Below are 26,102 nucleotides of genomic sequence, written 5' to 3' on the forward strand. Positions count from 1 at the left end.
ATAAAGCATTAAATTATTGACTGCATACCAAGTATCCATCAAAACTGTATCGAAAAGTTTGCCGAATCACAAGATAAAATAACAGAGCAAATAAACCAATATATTAGTTCAATTTTTGAAAGCAAAATTAATTCATTCTCTGCTGTGATTGCACAAGCGATCGCACTTTACGAAAATCTCCTAGAACAGCAGGAAAAAGCTCACAACGAAACTCTGGAACAACGTGAGGGTGAAAAGATGTGGATTTACCAAAAGCGCCAAGAACTTGAGCAAGTACAAAATCGGCTGGAAGTCATTCTCAGTAAATGCGCCATTGTTTAATCACATTCCTTTTGTAGCTAATCTCGCCTCATAATAAAGGAAGATTAAGCTGCACTCAGAAAACTCTCAATGAGCAAGACTACCCTAAATTTAGTTGCAATATCTATCTTTCTCATCACCCTATCGGTACTGCTGGGGCCATTCTTAAACATATCACCGGCAGTCCCAGCGATCGCTACTTTCACCATCTTAGGCATAGCTACATTAGATAGTTTCAGCTTGCAAGGCAAGGGTGGTACTATCTTTATAGATTGGATTGCTGGTTTTTCAAGTGAACACCGCGATCGCATCGTCCACCACGAAGCCGGACATTTCTTGGTTGCTTACCTGTTGGGTATTCCCGTTACTGGCTACACACTCAGCGCTTGGGAAGCCTGGAAACAGGGGCAACCTGGGCAAGGCGGCGTTAGCTTTGATGATCGCGAATTAGCATCTCAACTAGAAGTGGGTAAAATCAGTGCCCAAATGCTAGACCGCTACTGCACTCTTTGGATGGCGGGTATTGCTGCTGAAACCTTAGTTTTTAATAATGCTGAAGGTGGAGGTGATGATAAAAACAAGCTGATAGGAGTATTGACAATTTTAGGTTTTTCTGAATCAGTTTATCAGCAGAAACTGCGCTTTCATACCCTCCAGGCAAAAACCCTGCTGCAAGAAAATTGGTCTAGCTACGAGGCTTTAGTTAATGCCATGAGAGAACGCACTTCGGTAGAAGATTGTCATGCTGAGTTGGGAGTTAGGAGTTAGGAGTGAAGAATTATCTCGCTTGTCACCTAATTTCCGCCTTTTCCACGGGCGGAAATAATAGAAAAAATTTCGTTACAGTAGCCTAAGTACAACATTTCATTAATTCCTAGCGAATTCTCTGCGTGCCTCTGCGCTTCCCTCTGCGCCCCTACCCTGCGGGAAGGCGAAGCGCCTATGCGTTTAAATTTCAAACCTCAATTCGCCACGATTTTACGCAACGGTGTACTAAGATATTAAAATCTAAACTTCTGTGAAAAGCTAGAATCAGATTAATAACCTTCAATAGTGTAACCAGCAGCAACAATTACCTGTTTGATTGACTCTTCAGAAGCTGCGGATTCCACGGTGACAGTTTTAGCATTAACATCGACATCCACCTTCGCTTCAGGTTCCATAACATGTATAGATTCAGTAATTGTTTCTGCACATCCATCACAAGCAATATTTGATACTTTTAGTTTTAGTGCCATTTGTTACCTCAAGATGGAAATTTTCAATTATTTCTTCAGGATTAATCTTAATCATCAAAATGCGAGCGCGCATCCTGCCAGAGTAATGTAATGGTGTAAAAGCATCCTAATCACTGCATATAGCTCACCGACTGGCACAATTCGCTAGCAGTAATATGAAACAAAATGCAAGAATATATAAAGCTATTTATGAAAATATCCTATCTAGTGCCGCTACGCGGAAATCTTAAAGTCAAAAGTTAAAAACCTATGTCTTCAAATCCCCAGTACCTAAGCGGTAACGAAATTCGCAACATATTTCTCGACTTCTTTGCCCAACGGGATCACCAAATTCTCCCAAGTGCCTCCCTCGTGCCAGAAGATCCAACCGTGCTGTTGACGATCGCGGGGATGTTACCATTTAAACCGATATTCTTAGGGCAGCGCACACCAGAATTTAAGCGGGCTACGACTTCGCAAAAGTGTATCCGCACCAACGACATCGAAAACGTCGGACGCACTAAACGGCATCACACGTTTTTTGAGATGCTGGGCAATTTCAGCTTTGGTGATTATTTTAAAGAACAAGCGATCGCTTGGGGTTGGGAAATTTCTACAGAAGTCTTTGGCTTTTCCCCCCAAAATCTAGTCGTCAGCGTTTTTGAAGATGATGATGAAGCCTTTGGAATTTGGCGCGATCAAATCGGTGTGCCGGTAGCGAGAATTAAACGCTTGGGCGAAGATGATAACTTTTGGGTATCTGGGCCAACTGGGCCTTGTGGCCCTTGTTCAGAAATATATTACGACTTCCACCCAGAACGCGGTGACGAAAATATAGATTTAGAAGACGATTCGCGGTTCATCGAGTTTTACAACCTCGTCTTCATGCAATATAACCGGGATGCATCAGGCAATTTAACGCCACTGCAAAATAAGAACATCGACACCGGCATGGGTTTGGATAGAATGGCGCAAATTCTCCAAAAAGTACCCAATAACTACGAAACTGACCTAATTTTCCCTATCATCCAAACAGCCGCCCAAATTGCTGGTGTTGATTACCACAAAAGTGATGAAAAAACCAAAACTTCCCTAAAAGTTATTGGTGATCACGTTCGTTCTGTCATCCACATGATTGCTGATGAAATTCGTGCTTCAAATGTGGGACGGGGTTATGTGCTGCGGCGATTAATTCGGCGGGTGGTGCGTCATGGGCGATTAATTGGGATTTCTGACGAATTTACCACCCAAGTTGCTGAAACTGCGATCGCTCTTTCAGAATCAGCTTACCCCAATGTCCGCCAACGGGAAGCAGCAATTAAAGCTGAGTTGCAACGCGAAGAATCGAATTTCCTCAGAACTCTGGATAGAGGTGAAAAACTTTTAGAAGAAATCATCCAAGAGGTTAAGCAGCAAGGGAAAACTTCTATTAGCGGTGAAAGCGCCTTTACTTTATATGACACCTACGGTTTCCCCCTAGAACTTACACAAGAAGTTGCCGAGGAAAATCATCTGACAGTCGATGAAGCGGGATTTAATGCCGAAATGCAAAAACAGGTGGAACGTGCCAAAGCAGCACACGAAACCATTGATTTAACTGTGCAAGGTTCCCTCGACAAACTAGCAGAACACATCCAAGTCACCGAGTTTTTAGGCTATACCCAACCTGCGGCGACGGCGAAAGTCGAAGCGATATTAGTAGAAGGTGTTTCCCAAGAGGAAGCAGAGGCGGGGACAGAGGTGCAAATTGTCCTTGACAAAACGCCATTTTATGCTGAATCTGGGGGACAAATCGGCGATCGCGGTTATATCTCTGGTGATGGTATCGTAGTTCGGGTGGAAGACGTTAAAAAAGAATCTGATTTCTTTGTTCACTTCGGACGCATCGAACGCGGTACACTGCGCGTAGGCGATAATATTACAGCCCAAATTGATCCGGCTTGTCGGCGTCGCGCCCAAGCTAACCATACCGCAACGCACCTGCTACAAGCGGCGTTGAAGAAAATTGTTGATGATGGCATATCTCAAGCTGGTTCCCTGGTTTCCTTTGACAGGTTGCGCTTTGACTTCAACTGTCCCCGCGCGTTGACAGCCGAGGAAGTCCAACAAATTGAGGAACAGGTGAACACTTGGATTGCTGAAGCACATGCTGCAAAGGTGGAAGTATTACCTTTAGCAGAGGCGAAAGCTAGGGGGGCTGTTGCCATGTTCGGCGAAAAATACGGCGAGGAAGTGCGCGTAATTGACTTTCCTAGCGTATCAATGGAACTTTGCGGCGGGACTCATGTTAGTAATACTGCTGAAATCGGCGTATTTAAGATTATATCGGAGGCTGGTGTCGCTTCTGGAGTAAGGCGCATTGAAGCTGTTTCGGGGCCGGCAATACTAGATTATCTCAATCTTCGGGATAAAGTAGTTAAAGATTTGAGCGATCGCTTTAAAGTTAAACCCGAAGAATTACCAGACAGAATCACAACTCTGCAAAGCGAACTCAGAACCAGCCAGAAGGAATTAGAAACCTTAAAGGTACAGTTAGCGATCGCCAAATCTGACAGCTTGCTGCAAACAGCCGAAACTGTAGGCGATTATAAAATTATTGTCGCTCAATTAGAAGATGTAGATCCAGAATCATTGAAAACCGCAGGCGAACGTTTACTGCAAAAAATCGGTAACGGTGCAGTGGTGCTGGGTTCTGTTCCCGAAGTAGGGAAAGTTAGCATAGTTGCAGCTTTTAGTCAAGAAGTGAACAAAAAAGGTTTGCAAGCTGGTAAATTTGTAAGTGCGATCGCTAAAATCTGTGGTGGTGGCGGCGGCGGAAGACCGAACTTAGCCCAAGCAGGCGGACGCGATGCGAGTAAATTACCAGAAGCGTTGCAACAAGCACAAAGTGAGTTAAAGTCCGCGTTAAGTTAACCTTTGTCTCCCCTCCTCCCTTGCGGGGAGGGGCTGGGGGTGAGGTGCAATAACTGTGGGAATCATCACCTAAACCATCTCAAACTCTAATTGATGACTCTTGAGAAAATCATGAGTGAAATGATCCACCATATTTGTATCAGCTAATTCCAAATTATAAAAATCCACAGCTTCATGGTCAAAATAGGGTCCAGCGTGCCAAGTACCCTGATGTAGCTTGATAAAACAATTCCCCGGAATGCGGAAAGCAGCAATCTCTTCTAATGCTGGTTCATTCACATCATTATCTGGAGGACAAACTGCAATTAACCAATCTTTCCCTGACAAAGAACCCAGACATTGAGTGCATTGCACATGGCGAGTAATTTTGTGAAACTTTCGCCCGTTCTTCTCCAACCGCATAAGATAAAATCGTGGAATCCCGTTTTGCAGGTTTAACTGAGCATCTTCCACATCGTAAACTTTGCCATCAAGACTAGCAAAAATCACCTGTCCATAACGCCGAAACTTTTCAGAAGTCACCCATTCTGCCTGCAATTGTTGCACTGTCTTTGATATGCTCATATCAAATCTTTGAGAGAGATTACTTAGGTTTATTTTCCCCAAAAATAACCAATGATTATTAATTGTAAATTAATAATTACACAATTCAATTATGAATTATTTAGCTAGCTAGATAACTACGTACTTGTTCCTTTTGGCGTCGGAGGAGACTGAGAGCTTTTTGCTCTATCTGACGCACGCGTTCTCGACTAATGCCCATGCGATCGCCAATCTGTGCTAAAGAAAGTTCATAGCCATCACTCAGACCAAAGCGCAAGGTTAATATTTCTCGCTGCTGGGGAGACAGCTTTGCCAGCAAGTCTTGTAAATCTTCGTGGAGAGATTCTTCAACGGCATAGTCTTCGGGAGAAGGGCCATCATCTTCCAGTATGTCCTGCAATTCTGTATCTTGTTGTTCACCAACTCGCGCCTCCAAGGAGAAGGGTTGACGGGCCAGGTACAAACACTCTCGAACTTGGCTGGGTGTCAAAGATAAGGCGTTAGCAATTTCACCACTAGTGGGAACGCGACCCAGCTGTTGGGATAATTCTCGCTGCACCCGTTTAATTTTGTTCAGTTTCTCAAAGACGTGGATAGGTAAACGAATTGTACGTCCTTGTTGAGCGATCGCTCGGGTGATTCCTTGACGAATCCACCAGTAAGCGTAGGTAGAAAACTTATAACCAAGAGCCGGATCAAATTTATCCACCCCTCGCTCTAAACCCAAAGTCCCTTCTTGAATTAGATCCATAAATTCCAAGTTGCGGTGCTGGTATTTCTTCGCCACTGCTACCACTAACCGGAGATTAGCCTGAATCATTTTCTGCTTGGCTTGGTGTCCTAAATTTAGCTGTTGCTCTAACACCTCAACACTTAACCCCACCTGCTCTGCCCATTCTGGCAGCGTCGGTTGGTGATTTAATTTCACAGCCAATTCTTCCTTGGCAGCTAGTAAATTCATCATCTGCTGCACTTGTTGGGCAAAAATAACCTCTTGTTCACGAGTCAACAAATCTACACGCCCGATCTCTTGCAGATAACTACGCACAATATCATCTGTAACTCGAGGTTTTTTATCTGCGGCTAAAGTTTTTTTCTTCGTTTTTTGAACTTCGGTATGTGGAGATGTTGAGTTGCTCATGGTTATTTGCTCTTCTGTAACCTCATCAATTTATTGGTATCAAGTCTAGATATTCAAACCCGTAGCCATTTCACACTGCTAATCGATCAATTGGCACATACTGATGAATTCTGGTCTATGATACATTACAAGTCAATTGTTGGAGATAAAAAACCCAAAATCAACCCACCCCTTAATACTAACATCATCACCACTTACAAATCAATTACCCAAAGTATCATCAGCATATCTTTTGAAGTAATTACACTTTTTGATTATTGAACTTTGCATATTTTCAAACACAATTATGTCGAATTTAATTATCCAATATAGTTTAATACAGTTCAGTTAAGCATTTCTTCCTTCTCTTCCTTTTGGTGCGGACGCTGCGCGTAGCTTGCTTCTCTGTAGGAGTATGCGTTCTTCTCTAGAGACGCTACGCCTTGGCAGAAGCCTCTCGTAGAGATTGCTTGCGGTAGCCTGCGGCAAGCCCTCCAGGTTCAGCAGTCGCTCATGGGGAAACCCCCAAGACTGCGCTGCTTCACCGCTTTGCATCTACGTTAAAAAAATTGACTTTGACAAAGAGTTAAGCTTTAACTCAACTATTGCAATATAGTTCTTGGAAAAAATGAAGAATTGACCGAGCAACGATTTCATTACCTAAGAGACAAATTACTAACAGCAAATACCAACATAATTCCGAATTATTAAACCACAGATTTTTTTAAGTGTTAATAGTCTGGTGATCCTTCCATGTAATTCTGATTAAATGGAATTGATTAAATATAAAATGGACATTCTTTACCTCTAATTTTTTGCTAGATAATCTAATCATATCAAGCTGGGTACGTAGCGGGCGATCGCTAACCATCAAAGTAAGCACTTTTCATCCTCCCTTGCTCAAGAATAGCTTTCTTTAGGAGTCCGGTCAAATACTTGTAATTAAGGATTTAGGATGACAAAGACGCAGGTATCTGGGACAATTGCACTTGTGTCATCCTGCACGCAGACATCTGCATTGGATGCGGTATTGTCAAAATAATTACTCCTGGAGACATTTTCGTGACTAAAAGTAGTAACAGTGGTAACATTAGCACCAAGGATAATACTTGGCAAGACAGCAACACCCGCATTGCTAAAACACGTATGGGTGTGCGTCCATGAATTTTATTACATAGTTAGGTTAATTCGTGCCTACCTACTTACATACATTTTCAAGAAGTCGAAAGCTTTGCCTTGAATCTAGTTTAGTGCCTCAGCCTCAGCATGATGTTTTCCTGGTACCTGCGTGTATCCTGTTAATCGTGGCTAGTTCCGTCAATAAAACTCCAGCCTGATTGGGATAGTGAAACGGCTCCTTTAGAGCACGCCTGTTGTCATGGGAACATTCTATTAGTTGGCATAGCCACTCTGGGGGAGAGCGAGTGCACTAATCACAACGACTAAGATGATGGAAGAGGATTTCATCATTCGATTTATTAACATTTAATGTCAGTTTAATAATTAAAATTAGCTAGATACAAAAACCAAAAAATCCCAGCCTACTTTGAGTACCTCAGATTAACACAGCTAGTAAGAAGTACAGGTAAACTTCATTAAAAATCTAGTAAAGTTTAGTCAGATGTAGAAGTTTATCTGGGAGCAGGCAGTTGAGCAATCCCTGCTCTAACCACCTCACTATTTGACACTGCCTATTATCTACTTCCTGCTGTAACTGTGCTAACTTATATTCATTCTGTTAACCTTATTAATAAGTAGGTCGGCGTAAAAATTTGTCGTTGGCATAAAGCAGAAGGCAGATAGAACTTCTAGCGTCTGAAGCCAGCGCTCGAACTTCAACGAGGCAGGATAGAAGAGGGTTGTAGCCTAGTTTATCAATCTTTGAGAGAGTTTGGTTTTATTGTGCCAACTTACTTACTAGCCGTTTATCTCTCATGCGTCTTCTCATCCAGTTACACAGATAAGACAACATATATACCGATCACAAATCTTTACAAATTTCATCCTAAAATCACACAATCTTAGTATTACCAGTCCCGTATCGCTCTCAAAATTGACTATTATTTCAGAGCCAGAATTAATTCTTGCTGAAAGCTTTTTAAACAGCTTACATCAATATCCATCCAGTCTTTCCAAGTGTTTTTTTAACTGCCCAAAGCCTCACTCTGAAGTGGTTCCATTCCTTGTAGGCTGGCACAATTGCTCTATTCCTTACCGTTAAGCCATTAATTTATCTTGTCTTTTCACAATCAGCGAATCTACTGCCATGTATGAATTGTTTGTAAAGTTATTCAATTAAGTCTTTTTACATAATATGATGTTGAGTATTAGATTACTAATCACTAATTGCATCAGTAATAACACAAAGCTAAGTTAACCAAAAAAAATGGTCAGCCTCTAAGTAAGAGAAAAAGTTGTCAGTTATCCTATTTTTGCTGTCAGGATAATATCAAGCAAGATCAGTTAAAATTGCGACTGATAAAACTATTAGTTTGTTTCAGATATTGAACAACCCCAGCAAAAATGTATTAGCTGACAATTAACGCAAATATTACCATCGGTAAGTAGACTACAGTGCTACTGTCGGTAAAATATTGAGAAAAATCTGCTGTAAGTAAATAATCTTCTTTTATAAAAATGGAATCTTTACCAAACTTTGAAGAAATAAATATTCAGAAATACTTAGAAGTTCTCCAACGGCGTTGGCTATCTATAGTAGGAATTTTTGGCATAGCTGTTACCCTTGGATGCTTGTATGCATTTTCACTAAAACCCTCATACAAGGCAGAAGCTAGTTTGATGATTAAAACAAACCGCTCTTCCTCACTCACAGGGTTATCGCAAGATATAGGACGCTTGGAAGCTTTGAATGTGAACGACAATCCCCTGGAAACTCAGGTGAGAATTGTTGGTTCAAATCCAGTGATTGAGAAAACAATTACTTCCCTCAACCTCAAAGATAGTAAAGGCAAACCGCTGTTGATTCCAGACTTAGCAAAACAACTAAAAATAGAAGGAATCAAAGGCACTGATATCGTACAACTATCTTATAAAGGCAGTAATCCGGAACTTGCTGCCAAAATCGTCAATCGAGTTATCGACAGTTATATAGACCTTAATATCAAGGCTAATCAGAATGAAGCACTGACAGCCAAAGAAGTTCTCGTAACGGAAGTACCCAAAGCTGAGGAAATTGTCAGAAGAGCCGAATCAAAACTGCGGCTATTTAAAGAAAATAATAAAATTGTTGTCTTAGACCAAGAAGCAACTGTAGCAGTGGATACGATTTCCAAGTTAGGAAATCAAATTTCTCAAGGTTTGGCTCAACTAGATGATGTCAAAGGTCGTTTAGAACAGTTACGCAGTGAAGCTCAGATAGATTCACAGCAAGGTGTAATCGCATCTGAATTGAGTCAAGCACCTGGGGTTCAGAAAGTGCTTGCCCAACTCCAAGAAACAGAAAGCCAACTGGCACTAGAGCGGACTCGTTTTGAACCTGGACACCCTACAATTACTAACTTAGAAGAAAAAGTCGTAGCTCTTAAGAGCTTGCTAAAAGAGCGGACAGGACAAGTAGCGGGTACAGCGCAGATAACAGAGGGAAGTTTACAGGTTGGACAACTGCGCCAAAGCCTAATTGCAGATATTACTCGTGCTCAAGCAGAACGCGTTGGTCTAGAGAGACAAATTGGCACACTCTCGCGACAGCAAGATGCCTACATCAAACGAGCAAATAATTTACCAAGGCTAGAACAGAGCCAACGAGAGCTAGAACGGAAGCTGCAAGCAGCTCAAACGACCTATGAAACACTCTTAAAGAAACGCCAAGAAATTGATATTGCACAGAACCAAAAGATTCCTAATGCTCGTGTCATTTCCTATGCCTTAATTCCCGATAAAGCAGAAGGTCCCCGCAAAATCCTGTTTATTGTTGGTGGAGGAGGAATTGGTCTTTTCTTAGGTATCATTATCGCCTTTAGTTTAGACTTGATAGACCGCTCGGTGAAGACGGTCAAAGAAGCCAAAGAAGTCTTGAAATACAATGTTTTGGGAGTGATTCCCACACAAGCTAGAAATGAGAAAGCTCATTCTTTTATAGCAGGACTCGATAGACCTATTCCCAAAATCATTGGCAGAGATATTCCTTACTTCCCTGTTGGTAACGCATACCAAATACTACAAGTGAACTTGAAGTTCCTCCGTTCTGATAAACCGCTCAAAAGCATTGTAGTTACAAGTTCCGTTGCCAAAGAAGGAAAGTCTGACGTATCTGCAAATTTAGCTGTGACTATGGCTCAGTCCGGGCGTCGGGTGTTGTTGGTGGATGCAGATATGCGTCATCCCATACAGCATCATATCTGGGGACTAACAAATGCAATCGGACTAAGTAATGTTATTGCTGGCCAAGTTTCTTTAGATGCAGCCGTGCAAGAAGTCATGCCTAATCTGGAGGTTCTTAGTTCTGGAGTTTTGCCTCCCAATCCAGTAGCAATGCTAGATTCTCAACGCATGGCAACATTAATTAGTAACTTTGGGAGAGATTACGACCTGATAATTTTTGATACCCCTCCTCTCTCAGGAATAGCAGATGCTGCTGTTTTAAGCACCCTTACTGACGGTATTTTATTAGTCGTTCGTCCTGGAGTGGTTGACTTGAACAGTGCGAATGCAGCTAAAGAGTTTTTAACTCAGTCAGGTCAGAAGGTGTTAGGGATAGTCATCAATGGTGTGAATACTAAAAATGAACCTAACAATTATTTTTATGACACCAAAAAACGAGAAATTGAACAAGATTTAGTATCTAGCAGCTTAACCAAATTTTCCAAAGAGCGTTAAATTCTCCTCTGGATTGCGAAAGTGGCCTTGACTACAACCATCTAAACCCAATTTTTTGACGACTGTAGGACTAAATTAATGACATTAAGCAAAAATCTCAAGCAATTCGTAAAATCAAATACTCCATTAGCGAAATGGAAAGGCTCTCTTTATACAAAGGCAATAATTTTCAAAAATTATGTGAAAAATTATGATATATATCAGCAAATTTTATCTCCTCAACAGAGTAATGAATTAGTTACCAATCTTATTAGAGATAGTAAACCTTTTATGATTAGTCGCTTTGGTAGCACAGAAGCTTATTGTGTACATGAATACCTAAAAAATGGTTATAAGGGATCTATATTTGAGTCAATGTCTAATGATTCTGGTTTTTTCCCAGTAGATGAAAAACATCTAGATCGATTTAGTCAACTTTTCCTAGAATCGTCAAAATCTATAGATGCTCTGGGAGTATGGCTTCAAATTGGAGAGCCGGAAATTATCAGAAATTCTTGCCGAAAAACTTCTTTTGTTGAATTAAATACACTTGAACCTTATTATCACAACGACCCTTGGAGTAAGAGTCTTGAGGGAAAAAAGGTTTTAGTCATTCATCCTTTTGCAGAAACCATTTCATCACAATATAAAAATCATAGGAAGTTACTTTTCGAAAACCCAAATATTCTGCCTGAATTTGAATTAATTACCTTTAAATCAGTTCAGTCTCTGGCTGGAAATCAAACCCAGTTCAATACTTGGTTTGATGCTTATGATTGGATGTGTAATCAGATTAAAGCTCAAGATTTTCATATAGCTATTATCGGATGTGGTGCTTATGGACTTCCATTAGCTGCTTACATTAAATCTCTGGGTAAACAGGCTGTACATCTTGGAGGATCAACTCAAATTCTTTTTGGAATTAAAGGCAACCGTTGGGATAAGATTCCATTTTTTCAGTCTCTTTATAATGAATACTGGGTGAGGTGTAGACCTGATGATATTCCTACAAATCCCTCAAAATATCCAGCGTATTGGTAATTATAGGTTGTCAAAATTTTCTCTTTTGTTCACTACTGAGGTATTTGTATATGGATAAAAATAAAATTAAAACATCTTGTTTAATTAATAATTACAATTATGCTGAATTTCTCTCCGAGGCAATTGATAGCGCTTTAAATCAAACAGTTAAATTTGATGAAATTATTATTGTTGATGACGCATCTACAGATAATTCTGCGGAAGTAATCACTAAATTTAGTCAATTAGCTAATGTTAAATATATCTTGAAAGAAAAAAATGAAGGACAATTATCATCCTTTAACGAAGGGTTTTTAGCTGCGACTGGGGACATTATATTTTTTTTAGATGCCGATGATATTTATGAACCTCAATATTTAGAAACCGCCCTAAATTTTTATAATAGACGTAGTGAATGTGATTTTCTTTTTTGTGCGTATGAAAAATTTGGGGCAGTAAAAGAAACATTTCAAGCTGATGTACTTGATTTAGATTTGGGTTATTCAGTAATCAGAACTTTATGTAGTGGTGAATGGATTGGCTCCATAACTTCAACATTATCAATGCGTAAAGAAATAATCAGAAAAGTTTTGCCTATTCCACACATAGAAGATTGGCGTGTCAGAGCCGATGACTGTCTAGTATGGGGAGCTTCTTTGGTAGGGGCTAAAAAGTTTTATATGTCTAAACCTTTAGTGATGTATCGAATACATCAAAATAATCAGTATCATAACAAGAAATTTTTAGATATAGACAACAACTATGAATACAAGAGATTCTGGAAACGCAATGCCTTATTTAATTACATCCTGCAAAAAAATAATTTTAGTTTACCGTTATTATTAGCTTTCACTTCTCTCAATGAGTTAAAAACCATACCATGTCCACAAGTTAAAGATTTTATTTCATATTTGAAAATCATATTTTTGTTTGAACGTAATTTATTTTGGAAAACCAAGGGCATCGTTTTCTTATTTAGCTATTTTTTGACAACTTTGATGAGTAGTAAATTCAAAATGGCGATAAATAATCTGAAATCCTGGATAAATCCACCTTATTTTGTACCTTGGAAAAAAATTGCCCGATAGAGCTTGAGCGGGATAGAGAGTGTCAGATGATTAATTCCTCAAAATAATGTTAAGTAAATTAAAAATTAAAAACTTATCAAAATTTAAATCTCGTTCTGGGCTGCGTGCAATTATTGCCAATACAGGTTGGTTGTTTGCTGACCGCATTCTACGTATGGGTGCAAGCTTGGTCGTAGGAGTATGGGTAGCACGCTACTTAGGAGTACAGCAATATGGTCTCTTTAACTATGCTTTAGCTTTTGTTAGCTTATTTAGCCCAATTTTCACTCTCGGACTGGACGACGTAGTAGTTCGCCATATTGTCCGTCAATCATCAAAGAAAGAGGAAATTTTAGGAACCACTTTTTGGCTAAAATTTCTGGGTGGAATTGCTTCTGTCTTATTGGCAGTTAGCACTATGTTTGTCTTAGGTGAGCATGAAATACTGAAGATATGGCTAGTTGCAATTTTAGGAATGGCAGGAGTTTTTAGAGCGACTGATACTATTGAAGTGTGGTTTCAATCACAGGTGCAGTCAAAATACCCTGTGATCGCTAAAAATACAGCGTTTCTACTAAATACTGTCATCAAAATCGCGCTAATTTTAACAAAAGCACCATTGTTAGCTTTTGCTTGGGTAACATTAGCAGAATTTGCGATGAGTGCAATTGGCTTGCTGATTGTTTACCAAGTTAAAGGGTCTTCGTTGTGGTTATGGCGTTGGAGTTTCTCTGCTGCTAAAACTCTTCTGAAAGAGAGTTTACCTCTAATTTTTTCGGGGTTCGCTGTCCTGATTTATATGAGAATAGATCAGGTGATGTTGGGTCAAATGCTCGGAAATAGTGAGGTTGGAATTTATTCTGCTGCTGTCCGTGTTTCTGAAATTTGGTATTTTATTCCAGGGGCTATTGTTTCTTCTGTTGCTCCTTCAATTTACGCAGCTAAGGAAAAATCAGAAAGTCTTTACTATCAGCGAATAGGAAAATTACTCAGTCTAATGACATGTATATCTTTTGCAATTGCTCTTCCAATGACATTCCTATCTGACAAGATAATTATGGTGATGTTTGGAAGTGGATATGCAGAAGCAGGATCAATATTAGCAGTTCATATATGGACTTCTTTGTTTGTATTTATGGGTCTTGCAACATCACCTTGGTTTATTGCTGAAGGTTTAAACCACGTTTCTTTAGGTAAGACTTTATTTGGGGCGATACTAAACATTATTCTCAATTTATTCCTGATTCCTAGATATGCAGGACTTGGGTCTGCGATCGCAACAATAATATCTCAAGCTGCTGCTACTTTTCTATGCAATGCTTTTGATTCAAGAACCCAAAAAATATTTAAGATTCAGGTGCGATCGCTTCTTCCTTTTTACAAATATTGATCGTTTTAGCTAAATTAATCAAAAATGCAAACACCAGTAACTTTTATTATTTTCAAGCGCCCAGAAATAACAGAGAAAGTTTTTGAAGCTATTCGCCAAGCCAAGCCAACAAAACTTTTTGTAATTGCAGATGGCCCTCGCAATGACCGCGAAGGTGAGGCAGAAAAGTGTCAAGCTACTCGCGCCATTATTGAAAGAGTTGATTGGGACTGCGAAGTTATCAAGAATTATTCTAATATCAACTTAGGTTGTGCAAAACGAGTATCTAGTGGTTTAGACTGGGTATTTAATAATGTTGAAGAGACAATTATTTTAGAAGATGATTGTATACCTCACCCAACATTTTTTAGATTTAGTGAGGAACTGCTAGAAAAATATAGAAACGATAGCAGAATCGCCACAATCTCTGCTCAAAATCTTCAATTCGGACGAAAACGCACAAATTACAGTTACTATTTTTCTCGCTACAACCACTGCTGGGGTTGGGCAAGTTGGAGACGTGCTTGGCAACATTATGATTTGACCATCAAACTTTGGAAAGAGGTGCAAGCAGAAAACCTTTTACATGACATTCTTATAGATCCAAAAGCAGTAAATTATTGGCAACGAATATTTGACTCTGTTTATAACGATCCTACAGGTATAACCTGGGATTACCAATGGACATTTGCTTGCTGGATGCAGGGTAGCTTAAGCGTTATTCCCAATGTGAATTTAATCTCTAATGTTGGTGTTGGTGCAGACGCAACTCATTTCACTTCCAGTCAGGAATTTTCGTTCATCAATATGTCGATGCAACCAATGGAATTTCCCTTAAAACATCCACCGTTTATTGTGAGGAATATAGAGGCAGATAATTTTACGCAGAAAACAGTCTATAAAGCAACTGCATTGGATATTTTTAAAGAGGAAGTAAAGAAAAGATTGAATTACTCAGCGATCAAAAAATAGTGATGGATGTTGGAGTAAATTAAGAGATAAATCAAATGTCAGCGATGAAGGTAAAATTAACAGAAAAAATATTAACTATCTTGCTATTACTTATTGCTGTAGGGGCATTTACAATACACCCTGCACAAGAAGTTTCCATGTCTACCCTTGGAGGCGATAAGGTAGATACTTTGTTCAATATAGTTTCATATTTAATCTTATTTTATTTCCTAACTTTATACTGGAAAGGTTTTATTTATGTAATTACCAAAAGTCCATTAGAGTTTTTCTTACTAGCAATAGTTATATTTTCTATCTTGTGGTCAGAAGACCTACAATCTACTCTTATTTATATAAAAGGGCTAATCAGAATATATTTTATTGCCATCTACTTGGCAATGCGTTATTCCCTTAGGGAACAAATGAGGCTAATAGCTTGGGCCCTTGGTGCAGCTGCATTATTATCTATGATATTTTCTGCATTCATACCAGGTTATGTTCACAAATCACCTGAATTGTTAGATATGTGGAGCGGAATTTATGGTCATAAAAATGAATTAGGTTACATGATGAATTGGAGCGCAGGAGTTTTTTTACATCTTGCCCTTAGTAGCTATCGATATCGCTGGTTGATGTGGGCACTATGTGGGTTATCTATATGTCTAATTATCCTCACACGTTCAACAACATCTTTGGCGATCTTATTGGCAATGATATTACTTTTGCCTTTCTACCAATCCTTTAAAAAAACTAATTATAAATTACAAGTTATTATGATTACTTCAGCTCTAATGTTACTGATTATTTTTTCAATGTTACTAATCAATAATGCCGAAACTATAGTTGGCACTTCTGGTAAAGACCTTACCTTGAATGGACGTTCTGACCTCTGGGAGCTAGTGATGCCCAAGGTTTTGGAAAGACCTTGGCTAGGTTATGGATATTCGGCATTTTGGACTAGTAATGCTGCATCAAATCTGAGAGCCACTTATGATTGGGCAAGTAATGCTCACAATGGTTTTTTAGAACTATTATTAGAATTAGGATTCTTAGGTTTTTTGACTTTTGCGGTAGGATTTGTCCGGTTCTTTGCAATGGCATTGACTCGAATTGTTTCTGTCGCCGAAAAACCGGAAGATTATTGGCCAATGCAGATGTTAGTTCTCATCGTCATAGTGAATTTATCAGAAGCAAGATTATTAACTCCCGGTTGGAATTGGTTGATGTATGTGACAACATCTCTATCTCTGACTCTTAGTTATCATCGGACATCAATAGGTAAATAGTTTACATACTTGCATAATATAATTGAAAGGAGAAAAAGCATGAAAAAGTTAAATTTTGGATGTGGACACAGATTTTGTTCTGGATGGGTAAATATAGATTTTAATTCTGAGCATCCTGAAGTAATTGCCCATAACTTATTACAACCACTCCCATACCCTAAAGATTATTTCGATGTCATTTATAGCAGTCATGTCTTAGAGCATTTCTCTCAGGACACGGGAGAAATGCTAGTGAAAGAATGCTATAGAGTTCTAAAACCTCAAGGTATTTTACGCATCGTTGTTCCTGACTTAGAGCGAACCTGCCGGGAATATTTAAGAATTATCGACAGTCTTGAAAATCAGGAAACAAGGAAACAATATGAATGGATTATTATTGAGTTAATCGACCAATTGGTAAGAACAGAGCATGGCGGCTTGATGAAAACTTATTGGCGACAAGTGCTTGAAAACAATGATCAATCATCCATAAACTATGTAGAAGCCAGAACAGGTGTTAAAATCAAAGAAGAGATGGCAACTAAGAATACTAATTCTTTGTTGGAAAAGGTATTTAGTATTAATCAAAATAAACTCAGGAACAAATTTAAATACCTCTATCTTGACATGGTAAAGAAGTTAATACCACAGTATGTCCGCAAGTCTATGATAGATGAAACGTCCCTTGGTGAAAAACATAAGTGGATGTATGATAGCTATAGTATGAAAACACTCTTTGAAAGAGTTGGTTTTTCGGATATTAAATTTTTGGATGCCCATACAAGTAATATTCCAAACTTTACTGATGAAGTCTTAGATATTAATGCTGATGGAACAGTATATCTACCAGGCTCATTATATTGTGAGGGCATCAAGCCAAATAAATAGTACTGATTCTCTGCGATATAGAACCAGTATTATTAAGTAGATTTTTTCAAGTTAAATAGTACTAACATGAACGTCTTGCTCCTTAGCACTCAGGATGTGGCTGGTGGTGCGGCTCGTGCTGCATATCGCTTGCACAAAGGGTTACAAAATATTGACTTACAATCACAAATGCTGGTGCAAGAAAAATCTACTGGTGACAAAACAGTAATTGCACCTAAGATCAGATTATTTCAAGGCATCGCTAAGGCAAAGTTGACATTTGAAACTTTACCTTTAAAGCTTTATTCTCAAAAGCAAAATACTCCATTTTTTATTGAATGGTTGCCAGATAGAGTTATTTCTCAAGTTGCTCAAATTAATCCAGACATAATCAATTTGCATTGGATTAGCGCAGGTTTTATGCAAATAGAAACTCTTGCTAAACTAAGGCGGCCTTTGGTCTGGACAATTCATGATATGTGGGCATTTACTGGCGGATGCAGCTATACTGGAGATTGCGATCGCTACCAAATATCTTGTGGAGCCTGTCCTCAACTGAACAGCAAAAAGGATTGGGATTTATCCCATTGGGTATGGCAGCGTAAAGCCAAAGCTTTAAAAAATTTAAATCTGACAATTATTTCGCCAGGTTCTTGGTTAGCAGAATGCGCCAAGTCTAGTTCTCTGTTTAAGAATTTGCGAATCGAAGTAATTCCGAATGGGCTGGATACTCAAAAATATAAACCTGTTCATCAAAGTTTAGCGCGAGAATTACTGAATTTACCTCTGGATAAACAACTCATTCTATTTGGAGCGCTAGATGCAACCAATGACTCTAGAAAAGGTTTTCATTACCTGCAACCAGCACTACAAGAATTAAGCAAATCTGGCTGGAAAGATAAGTTGGAAGTCGTTATTTTCGGTGCATCTCAACCCAAAAATCCACCTGATTTGGGCTTCAAAACACACTATTTGGGACATTTACACGATGATATCTCTTTAGCAACTGTTTATTCAGCAGCTGATGTGATGCTTGTCCCGTCTCTTCAAGAATCTTTTGGACAGACAGCTTCTGAATCACTCGCTTGTGGTACTCCAGTTGTGGCGTTTAATTCTACTGGCTTAAAAGATATTGTTGATCATCAGCAGAACGGCTATTTGGCTAAACCTTATGAAGTTGAGGATTTTGCCAAAGGAATTACCTGGGTACTTGAAAATGAACAGAGGTTACAAAAACTATCATTCTATGCTCGTGAGAAAGCCGAACAAGAATTCACGCTAGAACTTCAAGCACGTCGTTATTCAGCTTTGTTTCAGGAAATCTTGATGAGCGCAAATAAATCTTCATTCAGTAATTAGCTTACTAAACAAATACTTCATAATATGTCAATACCTATAGCTTTTATAATTTGTACAGAACCTGGTCGTTTAGAAGGTCAATCTTTGATGCTTGCACAAAGTATCCGTAAGTTCTGCGGCCAATTGAAAAATACACCTATATATAGTTTTCATCCTAGAGTAGGTGAACCAATATCAAAGCAAACCCAAGATGCTTTTGAAGCGTTGCAGGTGACTCATCAACAAGTTCCTATAAATCGAGAATTTCATGAATATTATTTAGCCAATAAACCCCTGGTTTGTGCCTATGCAGAGCAAAATATCGATGCAGAAATATTAGTTTTTTTAGATAGTGACAAATGCTTTTTTTCTGAGCCAAAGGAATTTTTATTACCAGTAAATTGTAACGTTCGCATACGTCCTGAGTATGGTCAAGGAATTGGTTCTACAGGTCTGCGAGACCCTCAAGAATGGTACTGGCAAAAACTATATGAAGTGCTGGGGGTAAAGCGTGAGGTATTTGTTGAGACACCAATTGGTAATAAAAAAATCAGAGCTTATTGGAATTCTGGTTTGGTTGCTGTAAGAAGGAGTATAGGTATATTTACTGCCTGGAAAGAAAACTTTGAGAAGGTAATGCGTATGAATATTACCCCTCCTCAAGGGATGTATTTTGTGGAACAGTCAGTCTTATCTGTAACTTTATGCTCGCTGGAAGAAAATATTTCTCATTTTTCTTCTGCTTATAGTTATCCATTACCTTTACACAATCGCTTATCTAAAGAATCACAACTTAAAGCTTGGGATGACATAGTGTCGATACATTATTTCAATTTGTTTTTCTATAATGATTGGAATGCACAAATTCAACGCTTAAAAAACTTTAATCGAAGTTCAGATAAATATCAATGGTTATGCGAAGGAGTTGTCAGACATAAGATGCCGCGCATATCAGTGATGCACCGATATATGTTGACTGTGAGAAAAATAGAACAAAAGCTACGCGTGTTTAAATTGAATAGTCAAGTAAGTAATTGGATAGAAAAAATTGCCAACTTTTAAATGAAAGATAAAGGCAACCCTACATTGCATTGAGGGAAGAACGCATTAATTAATAGTAAATGCGTCAGATGAAGAAGAATTGCAAAAACGAAATGATCCTTTAATTTTTGTTTAAAAACATTAAATTAACATCATAAAAATACTCTATGAAGCAGCCACAATTAGCAGTAATAATGACTTGTTTTAATAGGCGTGAGACAACTCTGAGTTGTCTGCGTGCGTTAGCTCAACAAACAAAGTCTTTTGATGTTTACTTAACCGATGATGGAAGTTCTGACGGTACTTCAAAGGCAGTAAAAGTTTTTTATCCACAAGTCCAGATTCTTCAAGGCAACGGGAATCTATTCTGGGTGGGAGGAATGAGACTAGCCTTTGCTGAAGCAATGCAAAAAGATTATGACTATTATCTCTGGTTGAATGACGACACAATACTAGAATCAAACACCCTGGAACGCCTATTGACGCTTCATCAACAATTATTAGAATCTGTCCGAGAAAATTCAATATTAGTTGGTACAACTCAAGATTCAATAACAAGAGAAGCTTCATACGGCGGTGCAGTTAAATCTCGCAAATGGTACTCTAATAAATATGAATTTTTAGGTTCAACTCAGGTTTTTCAAGAATGTGACACGATGTTTGGTAACTGCGTGCTAATTCCTCGTGCAGTTGTAAAGAAAGTAGGGAATCTTGATGCAGCATTTATCCACAGTTTAGGAGACCTAGATTATGGTTTGAGAGCAAGAAAGAATGGTTGCTCGATATGGGTTATACCTGGATATGTCGGAACCTGTGGTAAAAACTCAATCCGCAACAGTTGGGTAGATACAAAATTATCTGTTTTAGAACGCTTAAGAAAGGTAATTCAAGTCAAAGCATTTCCGCTCAAACCTTGGACTGAATTCTGTCGTCGGCACTCCGGGTTTTTCTGGGTAATTTATTGGTGTTTACCTTATCTCCGAGCCATTATTGGTTACAAAAACTTGGCTGCATCTCCCACATTTGCAGAAGAAATTCCACAAAGTAGTTCGCAACCTTAAGGAGTTCCAAAATGCAGCGACGTCTTGGTTTTTTAGCGGCAGCACCTCGGATTTCAACACATGCTGATGCAGAGATGTCTGGCCCCCGTTCCCGAATTTTAGGAATCCTGAAGGGGTTTAAAATACTTGAGTGGAAAATTGAAACATTTATTGTGGGAGATAAAGTTCCAAAAAAATGGTCGGCAAATGGTTCTGGTGAATTAATCAGTAAAGGATTTTTCTACACCTTAGCAGTAGATTTTATGCGTCTCGGACTTGGTGTCATTAACTCGTGGACAAGCTACCAAGAACTTAAAAATCAAGTTGATTGGGTGTATGAGTACGCTGCGACTTTGCAATGTATGGGCTGGATATTCCAACGTCAGGGAATACCTTGGATTTTGCAAGCTGAAGCATTACTTTTTTATGAAGCAAAGGCAGAACGAAAAGCATTGGTACTGGATAGATTAGCTCAATGGATGGAAATCAGAGCATATCAAAAATGCGATGTTTTAGCCTGTGTTAGTGAAACTTTAAAAGAAATTTTAGTGCGGGATTTTGGGATTCCAAGTGAAAAAATTGTCTTGATACCAAACGGAGTTGATATTGATTTTATTAATCCTAAGCTACATATCCCAAAGCGAATATTTTTAGGTTTTACTATAGGTTTTGTAGGTAGTTTATATGCTTGGGCTGGTTTAGACTTATTACTAGAAACAATATTTGAATTACGATCTGAAGGCTTAGATATTTCGCTGGTAGTAGTAGGCGATGGTGCAATGAAATCTGCTTGGGAAAAGCAGAGTCAAGAATTAGGTATTTCACCTTATGTAGCGTTTATCGGTCGAGTTTCTTGGCAAGAAGTACCTCAGTATATCGCTGGATTTGATGTTGCTTACTCTGGGCAAGTTCAACTCCAAATGGGAAAGATGTATCTCTCACCTATGAAACTTTATGAATACATGGCAATGGCTAAACCAGTCATCGCGTCAGCTTTTGAAGATGCTAAACGGTTGATTTGCGATCGCAAAACAGGTTTCCTATTTAAACCAGGTGATAAAAATGATTTAAAACGTACCTTATTAGAAGCTTATCAGAAAAGAGAAGCACTGCCAGAAATGGGAAAATTGGCTTGCATTGAGATAGTAAATCATCACAGTTGGGCTGCTAGGGTACAGAACTTAGTTGAAGGTGCTGAACAAATATTGAAAAAACAGCGATCGCCTACTCAGTAATATTAAGCCTTTCCTCACACAATTTAATCCGAAAAACATTTATGACCCGGACTTCATCTTACAAACTTCTTGGTACTCAAGTCGATGCACTCTCTATTCTCGACTTAAATTTATTGATTGAAGAATGTATTGGTAAGAATAAGAAATGGATTATTGCTAATCACAACTTGCATAGTCTTTATCTCTTTCATAATGCTCCAAAAATGCAATCTTTTTATGCCAAGGCAGAATATACCCATATTGATGGTATGCCTTTAGTGTTTATTGGAAAGCTGTTAGGTTTCCCAATGAAACGAGAACAAAGAGTAACCTATGCTGACTGGATATGGCCTCTGATGGCGGAAGCAGCTAATAAAGGCTGGCGTGTATTTTATTTAGGTTCAAAGCCAGGAATTGCTGAACAAGGAGCAAGTATTTTGCGCCAGAGATTTCCTGGTTTACAGATTGTTTGCGCTCATGGCTATATTGACAGGGATAAAGATAGTCAAGAAAATCTCGCTACTCTGGCTGCAATTAATGCTTACAAACCTCATGTATTAATGGTGGGGATGGGTATGCCACGTCAAGAGTATTGGATTTCCGAAAATCTTGAACATATTCATACCAACACTATTTTGACTAGTGGAGCCTGCATGGACTATGTAGCAGGAGCAATACCTACTCCTCCTCGCTGGATGGGAAAGCTGGGCTTGGAATGGTTGTATCGCTTGTTTTCTGAACCTAAAAGACTTTGGAGACGTTACTTAGTTGAGCCTTGGTTTGTTGGCACATTATTTTTACGAGAAATTTGGAGTATCCAAAGTCAACAAAAAAAGAATAATAACTACAAGATTTAACAAGTTTGTAGGGTTAGGGACTGACAAGAAATAAATTATCCATCTTGTGGCGTGGGCCGGAAAGCCCGCCCTAAATAGGGGACGGGTGTTCGCGTAGCGGCACGTAGTGCGGGCACCCAGACTCGAGAGCAGTCAGTATTACTACTGGTTGCTTTTCTTTAAACACTTTAGTCTTCAGTTCAGTACTATTGTCTATTTTTTATCTCTAATTCGCTAAGTACTTTTTTCTGAGCCTGAGCTTTTAGTCCAAACTCCAGTTTAGCTTTCTGCAGGGTATTGTCCCTAGCTGAAAATAGGGTTTCGGCTATTATTTGCGTAAGTCCTGGTGTTCTGTACTAAGGATGCAGCTGCACCCGCCGTTCGCCGTAACGCAATAGCCTTTCTATAGTTACAAGCCGATTTTCCCAAACTTTGACTTGATAGGAATTTGACTTAAGCTCTTGGCTCATCAATACCCGAAATTGAGACTGGAACCGAGTTAGAGAGCCTCTGGCCACTAATAACTTACTAGGAGAAGGAGAAGCAGCAAGCTGATTTAAAGCACTGCGTAAAACTTCTGCCTGGTTGTTAAAATCTGATATTGTCTGAGCAGGTCTTTGTAGTTGGTCATTTTGGAAAACAAACTTCCATTCCCGTTGCAGCGCGGTGTAACGGATGGCGGCAGATTGAAAAGGCTGGCGGTGAGGAATGGGTTCAGTTGTTGGGGATTGAACCCTACCTTGGGTGTTAATAAAAAGTTTTTGTAGCTCGTTGTTAAAATTCTCTGCGGCAAAGAGTGCGTAACCACTAACTGGCAAGTCCCTTACCAACTGGAGTTGATCCAATGCTCCAACTGTTGGCAAAGAAAGTAAGCGAATTCCCGGCACTAACAATATAGCTCCCAATTGTTTAGAGGCGATCCAGGGTTGGGCTAGTCGTTGGAAGCTAGAAGTATCCAGAGCATAAGTCATCGGAACGATTAAATCTACATCTCCCCGCCTTGCCCAAACTTCCCAGTTTTGTTGAATTTTCTGAATCCGCTCTAGTTCTGGCAGAGGAAATACTGCAACCGACAAAATCAAATTTGGTCGTTTTTGTCGCAACTGCTGTGAAACTTGGGCGACAAAGCTATCAATTTGCTCGGTGCGAAATGTCGTCCACTTTTGCCAGAGTTCTGGTTGGCTAGGGGAAATATTTATTGGATCTACACCAGTAAGTTGCTGAAACTGCGCTCTTGCAGCTTTGCCATAGCCGTAGGTTCGACCGGCTGATGGATCTTGAAAGGGGTAGCGAATGTAGTCTAACTGTAGACCATCGACGTTATAGCGAGTGACAATTTCATCGTACAGCTTGAGCAAATACTGCCGCACTTCGGGGTTGGCTGGATCGAAGAATGGCTTAGTCTGCCCAACAGGAATCATGTTACCCAGGTTATCGTAGTTTGCCCAATCGGGATGAGCCGCCAGTACTGGCCCTGGATAATTAAGATTAGCGTTGATAATTTCATTGTGCCGTTGGTTGCCAGCAGCAAAAGTCCAAACCCAAGCGTGTAATTCCATGTCGCGCTCATGGGCTAATTTCACTGCTTCTGCCAGTGGGTCCCACCCACGAATTAATGGGTTTTGCTCTTTTGCGACTTGGCTGGGATAAATGGTATAGCCAGCGTTAACAGTTTCAAAGAAGACGGTATTAATCCCAGCTTGGGCTAGGCGATCAAAAATCTGGGCTAGTCCCGCTTTGCTACCAGCACGAACAATCGTCCCCCGATCTAACCAAACTGCCCGAATTTCTGGTTGAGCCAGCCTCCGATCAACAGGAAACTGCTGCCACAAAATCGTCTTCGCTACTAGCCACTGCTGACGAGCCAGAGCGTAGTTTTTTTGGGCAATCAATATGGGTAAGTTTTTGGCAATTACCCTTACTTGTGCCAAGGTTTGGTCTTTACTTCTGACTAGCCCCCCCAATTTAGTTGAGGCCAATTGCATCGGCTGCTGCTTGACAGATTCAGGGGTGTAGGTGTCCAGATGCCTAGAGGACTGCTTTTGCTCAGATATCCCAACGCCTTGATTAGCCGCATCGGCTGACACTGCTAAATTAGCACTTTCCACCCGACCAATGAGATTTTCTAGCTCTTGCTGGAGTGCGATCGCTTCGTTATTATCAATCGGCTGATTAGAATTAGGTGCAACATCCAGACGCACCGCTTGTTCCAATTGGCCTATAGCCTCCTGAGAAGTTGGAGGTTTGACTATAGTCAGTGGTCTAGGTATGGGAGCAGTGGCAGTTTTAGGAGGAGAAGATGACGGGGATAAACTGCCTCTCTGCCCCCCTCCTGGTACAGCCGCCACCGTTGTAGAGCAGTTTTGGGAACCTCCTGGTACTTTTTTCATGCGATCCGATAGCGGTGGCGCTGTCAAATAATGATTGAGAGCAGCTTTTAACCAGGCATTATCTAACTCGGCGGCTGAGACTGCATCTGTTCCCCAGCGCCAGCCCAAAAGGGTGGAACGCTCAGTTGTCACTACTGCGGCAGGATTATCTTTGGAATTCCAAACAGCAGGAGATTCAGTGCCCATATCATTAGGAATCATCACGCCGCCGCGTACTTTGCCAAAGAGTTGAGTTTGATTCGCCCATTCTGGGATATTGGTTTTTGCGGGTTTAATCTGTTCTATATCACTGAGGCTGAATCCCCAATAACCTCCCAAAAGCGATCGCAATAACTGGCGCACTCCTGGCGATGACAGATTACCTACAGGTCCACTGGCAATCAACCGCCCTCCATTACTCATCCATTCTTCTAGGGCGATCGCTTGGGTTGGCGTTAATGTCTCCACATTTGGCAAAAATAATATCCGGCGATCGCCCCAATCTGCCGTACTCTTGACATCATTTAGGGGAATTACACAATATTTCACCCCGATTGCCTGTAAGCGATCGCTTATCCCTGTCCATTGATTTGCATTTTCTTGGCCATACACTACGCTCAATGCAGGTTCTTCAGTCGCCGCCCTGACTGGCAAAATACTAAAACTATTTAAAATTAAAAAATTCAAACTTAAAATAAATAATCCAGCTTTTTTTATTTGTGAATTTACGTTTTTATGATACTTTTCCTGATACTTCACTCCTGACTCCTTGGTGGATTATTTATTAGGCATTACTTCTTATTTATCATCCACCATC

At 39.8% G+C, this 26,102-nt stretch carries 20 protein-coding genes; 15 read left to right on the top strand and 5 right to left on the bottom strand.

What is annotated here, in order from left to right; all coding sequences use genetic code 11:
- The first annotated feature begins 144 nt into the window (after positions 1-144).
- Complete coding sequence (locus tag HWQ38_RS29095) at positions 145-321, top strand: hypothetical protein (protein ID WP_292800827.1); 177 nt, start codon at positions 145-147, stop codon at positions 319-321.
- A gap of 69 nt (positions 322-390) precedes the next feature.
- A complete protein-coding gene (locus HWQ38_RS29100; RefSeq protein WP_292800829.1) occupies positions 391-1,068 on the top strand; it encodes an ATP-dependent Zn protease in 678 nt (225 codons plus the stop codon).
- Positions 1,069-1,337: 269 nt separating this feature from the next.
- Here the strand turns inward: HWQ38_RS29100 and HWQ38_RS29105 are convergent, their stop codons facing one another.
- Positions 1,338-1,538 (bottom strand): heavy-metal-associated domain-containing protein, encoded by a 201-nt coding sequence (locus tag HWQ38_RS29105; protein WP_292800831.1) that lies wholly within the window; start codon positions 1,536-1,538, stop codon positions 1,338-1,340.
- Between the two features lie 249 nt (positions 1,539-1,787).
- Here HWQ38_RS29105 and alaS point away from each other — a divergent pair, with 249 nt between their 5' ends.
- The gene (gene alaS, locus HWQ38_RS29110; RefSeq protein WP_292800833.1) at positions 1,788-4,430 is read left to right on the top strand and encodes an alanine--tRNA ligase; all 2,643 of its coding nucleotides are present in this window, start codon (positions 1,788-1,790) and stop codon (positions 4,428-4,430) included.
- 69 nt (positions 4,431-4,499) lie between these two features.
- On the opposite strand, the gene HWQ38_RS29115 is transcribed toward alaS, so the two are convergent.
- The 3 genes from HWQ38_RS29115 to HWQ38_RS40615 form a co-directional block, all read right to left on the bottom strand.
- Positions 4,500-4,994 (bottom strand): ureidoglycolate lyase, encoded by a 495-nt coding sequence (locus HWQ38_RS29115; protein WP_292800835.1) that lies wholly within the window; start codon positions 4,992-4,994, stop codon positions 4,500-4,502.
- 100 nt (positions 4,995-5,094) lie between these two features.
- Entirely contained in the window at positions 5,095-6,114 is a 1,020-nt protein-coding gene (locus tag HWQ38_RS29120; protein ID WP_292800837.1) for an RNA polymerase sigma factor, RpoD/SigA family, read from the bottom strand.
- 921 nt (positions 6,115-7,035) lie between these two features.
- Positions 7,036-7,200, bottom strand: coding sequence for a DUF3172 domain-containing protein (locus HWQ38_RS40615; protein WP_366933358.1), 165 nt, complete (start codon positions 7,198-7,200; stop codon positions 7,036-7,038).
- Between the two features lie 1,530 nt (positions 7,201-8,730).
- On the opposite strand from HWQ38_RS40615, the gene HWQ38_RS29125 reads away from it, so the two are divergent.
- The 12 genes from HWQ38_RS29125 (at position 8,731) to HWQ38_RS29180 (ending at position 22,937) form a co-directional block, all read left to right on the top strand.
- On the top strand, positions 8,731-10,929 hold the full coding sequence (locus tag HWQ38_RS29125) for a polysaccharide biosynthesis tyrosine autokinase (RefSeq protein WP_292800839.1): 2,199 nt from the start codon (positions 8,731-8,733) through the stop codon (positions 10,927-10,929).
- 78 nt (positions 10,930-11,007) lie between these two features.
- The gene (locus HWQ38_RS29130) at positions 11,008-11,949 is read left to right on the top strand and encodes a hypothetical protein (protein ID WP_292800841.1); all 942 of its coding nucleotides are present in this window, start codon (positions 11,008-11,010) and stop codon (positions 11,947-11,949) included.
- A gap of 50 nt (positions 11,950-11,999) precedes the next feature.
- Complete coding sequence (locus tag HWQ38_RS29135) at positions 12,000-13,016, top strand: glycosyltransferase family 2 protein (RefSeq protein ID WP_292800843.1); 1,017 nt, start codon at positions 12,000-12,002, stop codon at positions 13,014-13,016.
- A gap of 46 nt (positions 13,017-13,062) precedes the next feature.
- Positions 13,063-14,385: a flippase gene (locus HWQ38_RS29140; protein WP_292800845.1), complete on the top strand. Its 1,323-nt coding sequence runs from the start codon at positions 13,063-13,065 to the stop codon at positions 14,383-14,385.
- Positions 14,386-14,409: 24 nt separating this feature from the next.
- Positions 14,410-15,336, top strand: a complete 927-nt coding sequence (locus tag HWQ38_RS29145) for a glycosyltransferase family 2 protein (protein ID WP_292800847.1) — start codon at positions 14,410-14,412, stop codon at positions 15,334-15,336.
- Positions 15,337-15,371: 35 nt separating this feature from the next.
- Positions 15,372-16,601 (top strand): O-antigen ligase family protein, encoded by a 1,230-nt coding sequence (locus HWQ38_RS29150; RefSeq protein WP_292800849.1) that lies wholly within the window; start codon positions 15,372-15,374, stop codon positions 16,599-16,601.
- Positions 16,602-16,640: 39 nt separating this feature from the next.
- Positions 16,641-17,468, top strand: a complete 828-nt coding sequence (locus HWQ38_RS29155) for a methyltransferase domain-containing protein (protein WP_292800851.1) — start codon at positions 16,641-16,643, stop codon at positions 17,466-17,468.
- A 66-nt stretch (positions 17,469-17,534) separates the two neighbouring features.
- The gene (locus tag HWQ38_RS29160; protein ID WP_292800853.1) at positions 17,535-18,806 is read left to right on the top strand and encodes a glycosyltransferase family 4 protein; all 1,272 of its coding nucleotides are present in this window, start codon (positions 17,535-17,537) and stop codon (positions 18,804-18,806) included.
- Positions 18,807-18,830: 24 nt separating this feature from the next.
- The gene (locus HWQ38_RS29165; protein WP_292800855.1) at positions 18,831-19,847 is read left to right on the top strand and encodes a hypothetical protein; all 1,017 of its coding nucleotides are present in this window, start codon (positions 18,831-18,833) and stop codon (positions 19,845-19,847) included.
- A gap of 146 nt (positions 19,848-19,993) precedes the next feature.
- The gene (locus HWQ38_RS29170) at positions 19,994-20,887 is read left to right on the top strand and encodes a glycosyltransferase family 2 protein (RefSeq protein WP_292800857.1); all 894 of its coding nucleotides are present in this window, start codon (positions 19,994-19,996) and stop codon (positions 20,885-20,887) included.
- A gap of 11 nt (positions 20,888-20,898) precedes the next feature.
- Complete coding sequence (locus tag HWQ38_RS29175) at positions 20,899-22,101, top strand: glycosyltransferase family 4 protein (RefSeq protein ID WP_292800859.1); 1,203 nt, start codon at positions 20,899-20,901, stop codon at positions 22,099-22,101.
- A gap of 41 nt (positions 22,102-22,142) precedes the next feature.
- On the top strand, positions 22,143-22,937 hold the full coding sequence (locus HWQ38_RS29180; protein ID WP_292800860.1) for a WecB/TagA/CpsF family glycosyltransferase: 795 nt from the start codon (positions 22,143-22,145) through the stop codon (positions 22,935-22,937).
- A gap of 335 nt (positions 22,938-23,272) precedes the next feature.
- Here HWQ38_RS29180 and HWQ38_RS29185 read toward each other — a convergent pair whose 3' ends face one another.
- Positions 23,273-26,044 (bottom strand): family 10 glycosylhydrolase, encoded by a 2,772-nt coding sequence (locus HWQ38_RS29185; protein ID WP_292800861.1) that lies wholly within the window; start codon positions 26,042-26,044, stop codon positions 23,273-23,275.
- Positions 26,045-26,102: the final 58 nt, after the last annotated feature.

Origin of the sequence: Nostoc sp. NMS7, assembly GCF_017115085.1 — a bacterium.
Lineage (GTDB): Bacteria > Cyanobacteriota > Cyanobacteriia > Cyanobacteriales > Nostocaceae > Nostoc.

What these genes read in the sequence shown, in the direction of transcription:
- HWQ38_RS29100 (WP_292800829.1), top strand. Translation starts at nt 391, where the DNA reads ATGAGCAAGACTACCCTAAATTTAGTTGCAATATCTATCTTTCTCATC.
- HWQ38_RS29105 (WP_292800831.1), bottom strand. Translation starts at nt 1,538, where the DNA reads ATGGCACTAAAACTAAAAGTATCAAATATTGCTTGTGATGGATGTGCA.
- alaS (WP_292800833.1), top strand. Translation starts at nt 1,788, where the DNA reads ATGTCTTCAAATCCCCAGTACCTAAGCGGTAACGAAATTCGCAACATA.
- HWQ38_RS29115 (WP_292800835.1), bottom strand. Translation starts at nt 4,994, where the DNA reads ATGAGCATATCAAAGACAGTGCAACAATTGCAGGCAGAATGGGTGACT.
- HWQ38_RS29120 (WP_292800837.1), bottom strand. Translation starts at nt 6,114, where the DNA reads ATGAGCAACTCAACATCTCCACATACCGAAGTTCAAAAAACGAAGAAA.
- HWQ38_RS29125 (WP_292800839.1), top strand. Translation starts at nt 8,731, where the DNA reads ATGGAATCTTTACCAAACTTTGAAGAAATAAATATTCAGAAATACTTA.
- HWQ38_RS29130 (WP_292800841.1), top strand. Translation starts at nt 11,008, where the DNA reads ATGACATTAAGCAAAAATCTCAAGCAATTCGTAAAATCAAATACTCCA.
- HWQ38_RS29135 (WP_292800843.1), top strand. Translation starts at nt 12,000, where the DNA reads ATGGATAAAAATAAAATTAAAACATCTTGTTTAATTAATAATTACAAT.
- HWQ38_RS29140 (WP_292800845.1), top strand. Translation starts at nt 13,063, where the DNA reads ATGTTAAGTAAATTAAAAATTAAAAACTTATCAAAATTTAAATCTCGT.
- HWQ38_RS29145 (WP_292800847.1), top strand. Translation starts at nt 14,410, where the DNA reads ATGCAAACACCAGTAACTTTTATTATTTTCAAGCGCCCAGAAATAACA.
- HWQ38_RS29150 (WP_292800849.1), top strand. Translation starts at nt 15,372, where the DNA reads ATGTCAGCGATGAAGGTAAAATTAACAGAAAAAATATTAACTATCTTG.
- HWQ38_RS29155 (WP_292800851.1), top strand. Translation starts at nt 16,641, where the DNA reads ATGAAAAAGTTAAATTTTGGATGTGGACACAGATTTTGTTCTGGATGG.
- HWQ38_RS29160 (WP_292800853.1), top strand. Translation starts at nt 17,535, where the DNA reads ATGAACGTCTTGCTCCTTAGCACTCAGGATGTGGCTGGTGGTGCGGCT.
- HWQ38_RS29165 (WP_292800855.1), top strand. Translation starts at nt 18,831, where the DNA reads ATGTCAATACCTATAGCTTTTATAATTTGTACAGAACCTGGTCGTTTA.
- HWQ38_RS29170 (WP_292800857.1), top strand. Translation starts at nt 19,994, where the DNA reads ATGAAGCAGCCACAATTAGCAGTAATAATGACTTGTTTTAATAGGCGT.
- HWQ38_RS29175 (WP_292800859.1), top strand. Translation starts at nt 20,899, where the DNA reads ATGCAGCGACGTCTTGGTTTTTTAGCGGCAGCACCTCGGATTTCAACA.
- HWQ38_RS29180 (WP_292800860.1), top strand. Translation starts at nt 22,143, where the DNA reads ATGACCCGGACTTCATCTTACAAACTTCTTGGTACTCAAGTCGATGCA.